The organism is Collinsella sp. AF39-11AT (assembly GCF_003474585.1).
In the GTDB taxonomy this organism is placed as follows: Bacteria; Actinomycetota; Coriobacteriia; order Coriobacteriales; family Coriobacteriaceae; genus Collinsella.
This window is the reverse complement of sequence record NZ_QROG01000026.1, coordinates 1-12,728: the sequence shown is the minus strand read 5'-3', so window position 1 is coordinate 12,728 and position 12,728 is coordinate 1. Positions and strand designations below refer to the sequence as shown.

Below are 12,728 nucleotides of genomic sequence, written 5' to 3'. Positions count from 1 at the left end.
TGCGGGATGGTACGCCACGCGGCGTGCCATCCCGTTCGTTATTTTAATGAGCCGAGTGCGCGAGTGGGAAGAGTCACGAGCATGGTCGTTCCGCGCTCCGAGCTCTCTTCGACCTCGATGGAGCCGCCGTGGAGCGCGGCGATCTCCCAGACCAGCGCAAGCCCCAGCCCCACGCCGCCGTATGCCCTGCTGCGCGATTTGTCGACGCGAAAGAAGGGCTGAAAGATGCTCGTCTGGTATTGCTCGGGAATGCCCGGCCCCTGGTCGCGCACGCGTAGCAGCACGCGGTCGCCTTCGGCGCAGGCGTTGATTTGCACGGTCGAGTTGGGCGCGCTATAGCGTATGGCGTTTTCGGTCAAGTTGAACAGCAACCGATAGATCAGCGTGTCGCTGCCGATCATTTGCGCGTCGCCCTCACTTGTAAGCGTGATGTCTTTTTGCTCGGCAAGGGGTGCCAGGTCCGTGAGCACTTCTTCGATCATCGGCGCTAGGTCAATCACATCGTTGCAAGGGACACTGCGCAGCTCGCTCATCTCGAGCAGGGTCTTTGTCATGTGCGTCATCCGCTCGGTCTGCTCCTGCAGCAGCCCGAGCAGGCTCGCTGTATCGGCGTCGACGTCGGGGTGCTCGGCGCAAAACAGCTCGACCTGGGCCTGCATGAGCGCAAGTGGCGTGCGCAGCTCGTGCGCCGCATTGCCCGTAAACTGTCTTTGTGCGGAAAATCCCTCGTCAAGGCGGGCAATCATGTCGTTAAACGACGCGCTGCAGCGCCTGAGTTCAGAGGGCACGTCCTCGCTGATTTTTGTGTCGGCGAGGTTGTCGGGCCGCACGCTCTCGACTTGCGTCGCAAAGAAGCGCAACGGCCGCAGCGCATGTCCGCTTACAAAGTAGGCCAGCACGCCGCCGAGCAGCGTCACCGCCGCAGTTATATACCAGCTCGTCGCGCCAAACGATTCTTGGGCGTCGTTCACGACGATGGTCAGCGCGTCGTCGAGCTCTTTGTTTGTCGGGTCAAATGAGCTGGGCGAGGCCGCCTCCACCTTGCTGTGCGCCGATAGTTCATTGCCGATCGAGTCCATGTAGCGCATGCCGGAGTAGCCAACCAGGCAATTCATAAGTACGCAGGTTGAACATATCAGCAGTGCCGTCATCAACGTGATGCGCCACTGCAGCGACAGCCGCTTCATTTGCCGTCCTCCATAACGTAGCCTTCGCCGATTCGGTTGCGGATGGGGTCGTGCCCCAACGCGCCGCGCAGCTTTTTGCGCAGCGACGAGATGTGCACGCGGGTTGCGTTGCTAAAGCTGTTGACGCTGCTGTCCCATACATGCTCGATAAGCTCTTCCTGGCTCACCGGCCGCCCCTGGTTAAGCATCAGGTATTCCAAGATGCCGGTCTCCTTGCGCGTGAGGGATAGGGTCTCGCCGCCCACGGAGGCGAGGCGCGCTTTGGTGTCAAAGCTCAGCGATCCACAGGTTAGAACAACGTCGCTTTGCGTAAAGCGCCTGAGCGTGAGGCTGCGTATACGTGCCGCCAGCTCGTCAAGATGGAACGGCTTGGTGAGGTAGTCGTTGGCGCCCGCATCGAGCCCCGCTACCTTGTCGGAGACCTCGCCACGTGCCGAGAGCACAAGCACCTTGGTCTCACAATCAGTTGTCCTGAGTTGCCTGAGCACGGTCATGCCGTCGACATGGGGGAGATTGAGGTCGAGCACGACAAGATCAAAGGTCTCGACATCGAGTAGATCGAGGGCCTGCTGCCCGTCGTAGCAGCAGTCGACGCTATAGGCCAAGTTGCGCAGGCTGCGTGCGATCGCATCGCACAGCGCCCGCTCGTCCTCGACGACCAAGATGCGCATAACGTTCTCCTTGCATAGTCATTCACGCTTAACACGGATTTTATAGTCGGTATGGTCCAATGGGTCGCGAAACGAAAGGAGTGGTCAGATTGTTCAAAGCGATTAAGCCTGTGGCGCAGGTGGCTTTGCTGATCGTTGGGGTAGCCATGGTTGGCTTTGGAATTATGCGCGGCGAGGCAGATGCCGTGCTGGCCAAGGCAATCAGGCTGTGCTTGGAGTGTATCGGAATTGGATAAAAGAAAAAACACTGCATCGCATCTTTTGGCGAGATTCCGCGGATTGATTCAGGCGGCGGCGACGCTTGCGACCAATATTCACCTGCCTAACTTTGCCAAGGGCGGTATCTACCAGGGAGCCGGCAAAGCCGTCTGCGTGCCGGGGCTTAACTGCTACTCGTGTCCAGCGGCCTCGGGTGCGTGCCCCATCGGGTCGTTTCAGTCGGTGGTGGGATCGTCTAAGTTCAGCTTTTCGTATTACGTCACCGGAACGCTCATTCTGATCGGCGTGCTACTGGGACGTTTTGTATGCGGCTTTTTGTGTCCGTTTGGATGGCTGCAAGAGCTTCTGCATAAGATTCCCAGCAAAAAGCTCTCCACGAAAAAGCTCAAGCCGCTCACGTACATCAAGTATGCCGTGCTACTGTTTGCCGTGGTGCTGCTGCCCGTCTTGGTGGTTAACGATGTGGGTATGGGCGACCCGTTCTTTTGCAAGTACATTTGCCCGCAGGGTGTGCTCGAGGGCGCGATTCCGCTGTCCATCATGAATACGGGAATCCGCTCCGCGCTGGGAAAGCTCTTTTCCTGGAAGCTCGCGATCCTCATTGCGGTTGCGGTGCTGAGCGTGCTGTTCTACCGCCCCTTCTGTAAATGGATTTGCCCCCTCGGCGCATTTTATGCACTCATGAACAAGGTGTCGTTGCTGGGGATTCAGGTCGATCATTGTAAATGCGTCTCGTGCGGCAAGTGCGCCAAGGTGTGCCAGATGGACGTGGACGTTACGCGTACGCCCGACCATGCCGAGTGCATTCGTTGCGGCAAATGCGTGGGCGCGTGCCCCGTCGATGCTATTAGCTTTCGCTACGGGCTGGGTGTGACTGGCGACAAACCCGCGCAGTCCACGCAAGCCTGCGAAAACAAATAGGTACCTATATAAGTTTCGATATAAACGGAGGAACCATGAAACTGTCAAAAATTGCGGCTCTGTTGATGCTGCCCGTGCTGGCGCTGACTCTCGCGGCGTGCTCTGCCCCCAAGGGCGACGCGAAGGATGCCACGAGCGGCGATGCGCAGATTGCCGAGCTTGTGGCACAAAAGCCGTCGAGCGCCGAGGAGGCGGCCAAGCTGTACCAGCAGCTGCTGCAAAAGGAAAACGAGATCTTTGCGAGCGATAACGCCCTATGGGAAAAGGTGTTCCTTGCGGCCAACAAAGACACTCCCATGATTGAGGACGGCAAGAACTACGGTGACTTCTTGCTCGATACCATCGAGGGCGCCAAGGATCAGTTTGCGGCTGACGAGCTTAAGACGCTTAAGGCCGGCGCGCAGCAGGTCAAGGAGATCGAGGACAAGCTCATGGCGCTGGAGAAGGAGTTCCCCGGATGCGGCAGCACGCCCGGCGAGGGGGAGAGCGTCGATGCCTCGACCGCAGGCATGACCAACGGCGAGAGCGGGGAGACGAAGTTCCCCAGCTTTAAGGGCAAGGACTTGGACGGCAACGATGTAAACAGCGACGAGCTGTTCTCCAAGAACAAGGTCACCGTCATGAACTTCTGGTTTACCACCTGCAAGCCGTGCGTGGGAGAGCTGGGTGATCTGGAGAAGCTCAACAAGGAGCTTGCCGAGAAGGGCGGCCAGGTCGTGGGCGTTAATTCCTTTACGCTCGATGGCAATAAAGACGAGGTGGCTGATGCCAAGGACGTGCTTTCCAAGAAGGGCGTGACGTATAAGAACATCTGGTTTAAGTCGGACAGCGAGGCCGGAAAGTTCACCTCCAACCTGTACTCGTTCCCGACCACCTACGTGATCGACCAGAACGGTAACATTGTGGGAGAGCCGATCATGGGCGGCATCAACTCCGCTGAGCAGCGCGAGGCGCTCAACAAACTGATCGATCAGGCACTCGCGAAGAGCGAACAGTAAGTCTGTGGGACAGACAACTGAAGGGGAGTCGCTGGAAACAGCGACTCTTTTTCTGCTTCGGGGTAGCATCATGGGTATACGTCGAAAGGGCACGCAGCTTTTCGTGCATTGCCTGAGCGGTGCGCGAAGCAACCAAGCTGTGAGTTTTCTTAAGCGTTCTGGGTATGGCAGTGTCAAGAATATCGGCGGCATAAGCGGCTACACGGGAAAGGTGGTGCGTTAGCTATGAAGGTGGTTATCGTTGGAGGCGTCGCGGGCGGCGCATCGGCGGCGGCACGTTTGCGCAGACTCGACGAGCAGGCCCAAATTGTCATCTTTGAGCGCACGGGTTTTGTATCGTATGCCAATTGTGGGCTTCCGTACTACATTGGCGGCGTGATAGAAGAAGAGAGCGCATTGACGCTGCAGTCTCCCAAGGGCTTTTGGGATCGCTTTCGCATTGCGGTCAAGACGAGTCACGAGGTGTTTGCCATCCATCCCGATTCGCATACGGTCGAGGTTCGCAATATGCTGACGGGCGAGGAATTTGTCGAGACGTATGACAAGCTCATCCTGTCGCCGGGTGCAAAGCCGATTCGCCCTGCGTTGCCGGGCATCGACTCGGATAAAATCTTTAGCCTACGCACCGTTGAGGACACGCTGCGTATTCACAGCTATGTTCGAGAGCGGCGACCGAGCAGTGCCGTCGTGATCGGCGGCGGCTTCATTGGCGTCGAGACGGCGGAGAATCTGTGCGAGCTGGGGCTCCAGGTGACCCTTCTGCAGCGTCCCGTCCAGCTTATGAACAACCTGGATTACGACATGGCGACCCTTTTGCATACCGAGGTGCGTGAGCACGGTATCGATCTGCGCCTCAAGGCCGATGTGACAGGTTTTGAGGAAGTTGATGGCCGCGTTGTCACCCATGTTGCGGGCGATGACCCTATCGGAGCCGATATGGTGCTGCTTGCCATTGGCGTGGCACCTGAGAGCCATCTGGCGCAAGAGGCGGGGCTCGAACTGGGCATCAAGGGGGCTATTGTGGTCAACGACCGCATGGAGACCTCTGCTGCCGACGTGTATGCCGTGGGCGATGCCGTGCAGGTCACGCATCAGGTGACCGGCGAGGACGCGGTCATTTCGCTCGCCGGCCCCGCCAACAAGCAGGGGCGTGTCGTCGCCGATGTCATAGCCGGCATGGACAGCTGCTACCTCGGATCGTTGGGCTCATCGGTTATCAAGGTATTCGACTTGACGGCGGCAAGCACGGGACTATCCGAAAAGGCGGCACACGCGGCGGGAATTGACTGCGACAGCGTGGTCCTGTCGCCCGGTTCGCATGCGGGTTATTATCCGGGTGCAACGCCCATGACCATGAAGGTTGTCTTCGAGAAGCAGGGATTGCGCCTGCTGGGTGCGCAAATCGTGGGCATCGATGGTGTGGACAAGCGTATCGACGTTCTGGCGACTGCCATCCAGGCAGGCATGCGCGGCGATAGGCTTAAGGATTTGGACCTAGCATACGCGCCGCCGTATTCATCGGCGAAGGATCCCGTCAATATGGCGGGCTTTATGATCGAGAACCTCAATCGCGGCATACTGGCGCAGTGGCATTGGGAGGATGAGCCCAACTTGCCACGCGATGGCAGCGTGCAGCTGCTCGATGTTCGTACGGAAGGGGAGTATGAGCGCGGGCATATCGATGGTTTCGTAAACATTCCCGTCGATGATCTGCGCAATCGCCTGAGCGAGCTCGACCGGGCCAAGCCGGTCTACGTGATTTGCCAGAGCGGCATTCGCAGCTACATTGCTTGCCGCATTTTGGCGCAGCATGGCTTTGAGTGCTTTAACTTCTCGGGCGGCTATCGCTTCTTTGCAGCCGTGACTGAGGCTCGCCGCGGCAGCGCTAACGTTATGCCGTGCGGGCTCGAAAAGTAGCGCGCATTGGAATGTGACAAAGTGACAGCCTCTTTGTCGCATCGGGGATGTTATATGCGGGATGGTGCGCCATGCGGCGTGCTGTCCCGTTCGTTTTTTGGCGCGGTTCGTTACATTCCTCACTGGTATCGGCCAAAAATGAGGATAGAGTAGGACAAACGCGCCGAACGTGAACGGCGGGGGAGCGGGCGAGCGCGCCCGCGCGAGAGAGGTTGCCGTCCATGCTGGATCTCAGAGTTATTTGCAAAAGGTACGTTACGCAGTCGTTTACGCAGGTAGCGCTCGACAGCGTAAGCCTGTCTTTTCGCGATAACGAGTTTGTAGCCATCCTGGGTCCCTCGGGTTCGGGTAAAACTACGATGCTCAACGTCATTGGTGGACTCGACCATTTCGATTCCGGCGACCTGCTGATCGATGGCATCTCGACCAAGGATTTCAGCGACCGCGATTGGGATGCCTACAGAAACAATCGCATTGGCTTTGTGTTTCAGAGCTACAACCTCATTCCGCACCAGAGCATTTTGGAAAACGTGGAGCTGGCGCTTACGCTCACGGGCGTGGGACATGCCGAGCGCCGCCAGCGTGCGCGTAAGGCGCTCGAGACGGTTGGTCTGGGCGAGCACGTTGACAAACGCCCGAACCAGCTTTCGGGCGGGCAGATGCAGCGCGTGGCCATTGCCCGCGCCTTGATCAACGACCCCGAGATTGTGCTGGCTGACGAGCCGACCGGCGCCTTGGATTCAACGACGTCCGTGCAGGTTATGGATTTGCTCAAGGACGTTGCGCGCGATCGTCTGGTCATCATGGTCACGCACAATCCCGAGCTGGCGTACCAGTACGCCACGCGCATCGTCAGCCTGGCGGACGGCAAGGTCACCGACGATTCCGACCCCTTTGATGTGGCCACGGTCGCACATCGCGAGGCAAAACCCACGCGCAAAACCTCGATGAGCTTTATGACGGCGCTGGGGCTTTCTGCCCGAAACCTCATGACCAAGAAGGGCCGTACGGCCATGACTGCCTTTGCAGGTTCGATTGGCATTATTGGCATCGCGGCGATTCTGGCGCTCTCCAACGGCGTAAACGGCTACATCAAAAAGGTCGAGGAGGACACGCTCTCAAGCTACCCGCTTACGATTTCCAAACAAGATTACGACCTGTCGTCTATGATGGGCGGACAGGGGGGCACGGATGAGGAGGCGTCCAAGGGCGAGGACTCGTCCGATGGCGCTACCGGCGGCAAGGCTCAGGGGACCGATAAGATCCCTGTGGTCACGGCCGTAAAGGACATGTTCGCAAGTGTTAAATCTAACGATATGACGAGCTTTAAGGCATGGCTTGACGACGGCGGCAACGGTATCGACAAAGAGGTCAACGCTATTCAGTATGGTTACGGCGTGACGCCGGTTGTCTATCGTTCGAGTAAGGGCGACGAGAAGCCCGTTCGCCTTGTTCCCAACGCTATGACCGAGGCCATGAGCGGAGGCGCGAGCTCGGCGGCAACGGTGAGCATGGATTCCATGGGAACGTCGGTCTTTAACGAGATGATTGACGACCAGAGCCTGCTCGACAGCCAGTACGATGTCGTTGCCGGCCATTGGCCTACGTCCGCCAACGAGGCCGTGATGGTGCTTTCGAGCCGCGGAACGGTGGGCGACTACACGCTCTACAGCATCGGCGCGCTGGATATCGATGAGCTCAACGACCTGGTTAACAGTGCCATGACGGCCGACGGCAAGGTCAAGACGCCCAAGACCGGCAGCGACTTTACCTACGACGATGCACTGTCCACGACGTTTAAGGTGTTGTCGCCGGCCGATGCCTATCGCAAAAACGAAGAGACCGGCATGTGGACTGACATGTCTGGCGACGCCGACTTTATGAAAGCCAAGGTTGCCGACGGTATTGACGTGCGCATTGTGGGCGTGGTGCGACCCAACGAGGCGGCAAACGCGAGCGCATTGTCCCCGGGCATTGCCTATACGCATGCGCTGACTCGCCAGCTTATGGAGCGTGCTGCCGATTCGCAAATCGTGCAGGAGCAGCTTGCCCACCCCGAGACGGATGTCTTTACGGGCAAGTCTTTCGATGAACTGCAAGGCGAGGCCAAACAGGGCGTGGATTTGGGCAGCATGTTCGGTGTGGACGAAGCGGCGCTCAAGAGTGCGTTCTCGTTCGATACGTCGGCGCTCTCGGGTGCGGCCGGCGGTATAGACCTTTCTGGTATCGACTTGTCCGGGCTGGACCTTGACCTTTCGGGCGTTGGGAAGGACATCGACTTCAGCGACATCATGGCCAAAGCGCCGGCCCCAGATTTCTCGGGCATCTTTGACGGTCTGGAACTCACGCCCGAGCAGATGCAGCAGGTAGGAACGCTTGCCAACCAGCTGTTTGAGGGCTTTCTGCAGTCTGATCAGTTTAAGGCGCTGTCGCCCGAAGATCTTAAGGACGCGTCAAAGCTTGCTGCCGCATTCTCGGCGTATCTTGAGAATGATGCCGCAGCCCAGCAATGCCTGGCTCAGCTCAAGGCGTTGGGCGGCGATGCCTTGGCCGAGCGTCTGCAGCAGGTGATGGGCGACTATGTGCAAAAGCAGCTGGCTCCGTATTTGCAGCAGTCTATGGATCAGGTGATGAAGGCGGTCAGCGAGCAGATTGCGACGACGGTATCAACCCAGCTCAAGGCGGGTGCGGCAGGGTTCATGGACCAAATGGCGACGCAGATGTCTTCGAGTTTTGCCAACCTGGCGAGCGCCATGCGCGTGGATGCGGGCGCCTTTGCTCGTGCCATCCACTTCAACATGGACGCCGAGGATCTGAGCTCGCTCATGATGAGCTATGCCAAGGCGTCGAAGCTCACCTACGACAACAATCTGACCACGTTGGGCTATGCGGACGAGGCGGACCCCATTTCGGTCAAGATTTTCCCGCGCGACTTTGAGGCCAAGGAGCGCGTGCTCGATTACATCGATGCGTACAACAAGCAGGTCAAAGCTGCTGGCCACGATGAGCAGGCAATCTCGTATACCGACTACATGGGCATCATCATGGGCTCGGTGACCGACATCGTGAATACTATCAGCTTGGTGCTCATCGCATTCGTGAGTATCAGTTTGGTGGTGAGCTCCATCATGATCGGCATCATCACCTACATCAGCGTGCTGGAGCGCAAAAAGGAGATTGGCATCCTGCGCGCGATCGGCGCGTCAAAGCGCAACGTGGCCAACGTATTTAATGCCGAGACCTTTATCGAAGGCCTCATTGCCGGCGTCTTTGCCATTGTCGTCGTGGTGGCCGTGAGCTTTCCGGTTAATGCCTGGGCGCTTGCGGCCAAGCAGGTGCCCAACCTGATGAGCCTGCCCGTTCAAGACGCGCTGATGCTCATTGTAATTTCGGTGCTGCTGACGGTCGTTGCCGGCCTGCTGCCGGCTCGCAGCGCATCCAAGAAAGACCCTGTGGAAGCCCTACGCTCCGAATAATGTGACAAAGGGACAGTCCCTTTGTCACATTGGGTGGCTAGCTCGTTTTGCCCATCAATGTGATACGGATGCTTGGATGGGTGTACTCGTCAAATTCATCCTCGGGATCCGTGTCAAACGAATAGTACGTTTTGATGGGGTTGTCACTCGTCCTGATGGAGATTCTCTCGTAGAGCGAACCGTTCAAAAAAGCCTGCCTAAACTCTTCGGGGAGCTTTTGCGGTGCTAGGAGCTCGGGACTCACGGTCTTGACGTCTACGGTTTGGACGACAGAGGAAAGTTCGTCCAAGTCGAGCTCGATGCGGGCGAGGTTGTCCTCAAGGCTCGCGTCGGGGTCGATCTCTGCCGCGTAGCTCACTTCCGTGAGCGTTCCCTTGTTGTCAAAATCCAGGTACGTATAGGTCTTCTGGGCATCGGAGTCGCCGTCGTGCAGATAGCTGCGGACGTGATAGCCGTAATCTTGATATCGCTCGTAGGGGTCATCGGCGGACACGTACTCGCATGAGGGCTCTAATGCCTTGCGTGCGATGGCGATCTGCTCGGCCGCGGCCGCGGCGTTCTCCTGCATCTCGATGTTTCCCTGCGCCAGCTGCGGGATATAGGCGCCGCACACGATCGCGAGGGGCAGCGCCACAAGCGCGACGACCCACTTCTTTGCACGGGGGACAGGCACGCCACAGGCCTCTGCCATGGCCCTTGCGTTGGCGAAGCTTTCGGCAAGCACGTCTGCCGCGGTGGCGACGGCGCCTACGGCAGCGGCGACTTCTGCCGCGCCGCCCAGGTTGCGTGCGGTCTCGTTGTCGCTGTTCTTGAGCAGGCGTGCGGCGGCCTGCGTGCCAACAACGCCTGCGATTTGTGCCGAGCGGTCTTTCTCGCTCTGCTCGATGGCGAGCCGGTTCTGCATTTCCTTCCACTGCTTGCCGCGCATGCCAAAACGCGGCGCGAGGGCACAGTAGCAGAATATGACGAGCTCGATGGCGGTGAGCACCAAGGCGGTCATCATGCCCGTCTCTTGGAAGCCTTCGTGATGGAAGACGATGTCGTCGATCATTTCGAAAGGAATAATCAATAAGGGCAGCACGAATGCCATGGCAAGCGCCGCGCCGGCAACCTTGGGACAGATGCAGTATCGCTGGATGCGCTTACGTTCTTGTTCGGAAAGTGTTGCCATGGCTGATCCTTGGTGTCGTAACGGTCGTTGCGGCGCATGGGGCGCGGGGCGCATCAGTTTGAGCTAGCGCTGGATAAGAACATAGAGCAAGATGCTCATCGCGATGAGCAAGAAGCCTGCGATGTTAAACATCAGTGTGGCAAAGTTGCCCACGATGGGGCGTTCGACATAGCTTTTGTCTGGGTTGCTGGGGTTGTAGTACACGGTCATTTGGCTACCGAGGGGCCAAAGCTGCTCCGCGAGGGTGCCTAGGCGGGCGATGGGGCCTGTCTGCACGTGCAGCCAGCCCTTGGCGTCTTCGTAGGCGGTGGCTTGCGTGCGGATGGGGAGTCCCGACAAGCTTTTGGTCTTTATGCCACGGAATTGTTTTTTCGCGCGGTATTGCGTGCCGTCGACGGTGTATTCCAAAACGGGATTCATTCTGCCTTCACCCATAAAGCGATGGTCGATGACCGTCCCCATGGTCACGGCGGTACAGGCCTTGGCTTTTTTGCGGGCGGCGGCCTTCATGAGCGCGCTCACTCCGATAAGCAGGATGCCGATGCCCCCAACCAAGATGAGCGCGAGCAGGGATATCTGCGACGTGGTCACGGCGTTCTCCTTTGGCGCGATACCGTCATATGTGACCCAGTATAGAGAATCCCGCCATCGATGAGCTATTGCGGGGGGGGGGGGGCAATTCTGAATGTGACAAATGGACTGTTCCTTTGTCACATCGGGGACTGCGGAATCGAGGTCTAATACTTTTCCCGAGAAGTGAACGAGTGAAAACGGACTCCCGAAGCATCGACACTTTTGGCGTGCAATTTCCTGCGATTTTGCCAGTCAAATCCTGCGGTTTTGACGCCTAAAAATGTCAATGCTTCGGGGGTCCAAATACAGCCGTTCACTTCTCGGGAAAAGCATTAGACCTCGAAATATGGGCGGCGTTCGCGAACGGCAACTAGCTTGCGTCCGGTAGCCGGCACTTGGGGCAAAGGGACTGCCCTTTTGCCCCTTCACCATTGCATCGTATCTGGTGTGGAAAAAATATCGCCTGCGTTCTCGCGCCTGCGAAGAGTTCCTGAACCGCTTGAATGGGATGTGACAAAGGGACTGTCCCTTTGTCACATTGATTTGAGAGTGGATGTTGATGAATTTATCGCTGGCCCCTATGGAGGGGATTACCGGGCATGTGTTCCGTCGCGTGCATGCGGAGTGCTTTGGCGCGCTCGATTGTTATTACACGCCGTTTTTGCCGCCGCCGCGGGTGGGCAACCGCTTTGGTGGCAAGGCGTTTAAAGAGGTCGATCCTGCCAATAACCAGGGGCTTAACGTAGTACCTCAGCTGATGTCCAAGAATGCGGACGAGTTTGTGTGGGCGGCGCAGGTGCTCGCCGAGATGGGGTACCGCGAGGTCAATCTCAACCTTGGCTGCCCCTCGGGTACGGTTGTTGCCAAAGGCAAGGGTTCGGGCTTTCTGCGCAACCTGGATGAGCTCGAGGTGTTCTTGAGCGACGTGTGCGAACGCTCACCCTTGCCGGTGTCGGTCAAGACCAGGCTGGGGTTGGAAAGCGATGACGAGTACGAACGCGTGCTCGACCTCTATTGCCGCATGCCGCTGGCAGAGCTGATCGTGCATCCGCGCGTGCAAAAGGACCGTTATACGGGCTCGCCGCGTAAAGAGTTTTACGGCGAGACGTTGGAGCGGGCGCCGTTTCCCGTGGCCTATAACGGCGACATCTTTGATCTTGAGGACATGGATGCGCTGGTGGGGGCCTATCCCGGAACACGCCACGTAATGTTGGGGCGCGGCTTGCTCGCGAATCCCGCGCTGGCTCGCATGGTTAAGGGCGGCTCTGCCGCCACGGCTGCCGAGTTGCAGCGCTTCCACGACACGCTGTTTGCGGCCTATGCGGACGAGATTGGGGGCAACGCGGTCTTTCGCATGAAGGAATGGTGGTTCTACGCCAAATGTGCCTTCGCCGATCCCGCTACCGTGCACAAGCTCGTGCGCAAGACCAAAAAGGTCGACGAATACCGCGCCGCCGTCGAGCGCGTCTTTCGCGAGCAGCCGCTCGCGCCTGTTGCCCGCTTTTGTGGCTACTAGTCGTTGGGGACGTTCTTTAACGACTAGTCATTCAAGAACGTCCATTACAGTCGAAATTGTCAGCCCGGGACCGTCTCGG

10 protein-coding genes are annotated in these 12,728 nt (G+C 58.2%); 6 read left to right on the top strand and 4 right to left on the bottom strand.

Annotated features, from left to right (window positions below):
* Positions 1–38 precede the first annotated feature (38 nt).
* Both DW037_RS09110 and DW037_RS09105 read right to left on the bottom strand, forming a co-directional pair.
* Positions 39–1,187: a cell wall metabolism sensor histidine kinase WalK gene (locus DW037_RS09110; RefSeq protein WP_117636922.1), complete on the bottom strand. Its 1,149-nt coding sequence runs from the start codon at positions 1,185–1,187 to the stop codon at positions 39–41.
* Complete coding sequence (locus DW037_RS09105; RefSeq protein ID WP_117636921.1) at positions 1,184–1,858, bottom strand: response regulator transcription factor; 675 nt, start codon at positions 1,856–1,858, stop codon at positions 1,184–1,186. The genes DW037_RS09110 and DW037_RS09105 overlap by 4 nt, the downstream gene beginning before the upstream one ends.
* 89 nt (positions 1,859–1,947) lie before the next feature.
* Between DW037_RS09105 and DW037_RS09100 the strand changes: the two genes are divergently transcribed.
* From DW037_RS09100 to DW037_RS09080, 5 genes are all read left to right on the top strand, one after another.
* Positions 1,948–2,094 (top strand): CD1871A family CXXC motif-containing protein, encoded by a 147-nt coding sequence (locus DW037_RS09100; protein ID WP_197032826.1) that lies wholly within the window; start codon positions 1,948–1,950, stop codon positions 2,092–2,094.
* Positions 2,087–2,998, top strand: a complete 912-nt coding sequence (locus DW037_RS09095) for a 4Fe-4S binding protein (protein ID WP_233503109.1) — start codon at positions 2,087–2,089, stop codon at positions 2,996–2,998. The genes DW037_RS09100 and DW037_RS09095 overlap by 8 nt, the downstream gene beginning before the upstream one ends.
* A 35-nt stretch (positions 2,999–3,033) precedes the next feature.
* On the top strand, positions 3,034–3,996 hold the full coding sequence (locus DW037_RS09090; protein ID WP_117635847.1) for a redoxin domain-containing protein: 963 nt from the start codon (positions 3,034–3,036) through the stop codon (positions 3,994–3,996).
* Positions 3,997–4,221: 225 nt separating this feature from the next.
* Positions 4,222–5,913: an FAD-dependent oxidoreductase gene (locus tag DW037_RS09085; protein ID WP_117583290.1), complete on the top strand. Its 1,692-nt coding sequence runs from the start codon at positions 4,222–4,224 to the stop codon at positions 5,911–5,913.
* 221 nt (positions 5,914–6,134) lie between these two features.
* Positions 6,135–9,389 carry an ABC transporter ATP-binding protein/permease gene (locus DW037_RS09080; RefSeq protein WP_117716805.1) on the top strand — a complete coding sequence of 1,085 codons (3,255 nt, stop codon included), beginning with the start codon at positions 6,135–6,137 and terminating at the stop codon, positions 9,387–9,389.
* A 37-nt stretch (positions 9,390–9,426) separates the two neighbouring features.
* Here DW037_RS09080 and DW037_RS09075 read toward each other — a convergent pair whose 3' ends face one another.
* Positions 9,427–10,560 (bottom strand): hypothetical protein, encoded by a 1,134-nt coding sequence (locus tag DW037_RS09075; protein WP_117583288.1) that lies wholly within the window; start codon positions 10,558–10,560, stop codon positions 9,427–9,429.
* Between the two features lie 63 nt (positions 10,561–10,623).
* On the bottom strand, positions 10,624–11,151 hold the full coding sequence (locus tag DW037_RS09070) for a DUF3592 domain-containing protein (RefSeq protein WP_117583287.1): 528 nt from the start codon (positions 11,149–11,151) through the stop codon (positions 10,624–10,626).
* Positions 11,152–11,692: 541 nt separating this feature from the next.
* Here DW037_RS09070 and DW037_RS09060 point away from each other — a divergent pair.
* Positions 11,693–12,649, top strand: a complete 957-nt coding sequence (locus DW037_RS09060) for a tRNA-dihydrouridine synthase (protein ID WP_117583392.1) — start codon at positions 11,693–11,695, stop codon at positions 12,647–12,649.
* The last annotated feature ends 79 nt before the right edge of the window (positions 12,650–12,728 follow it).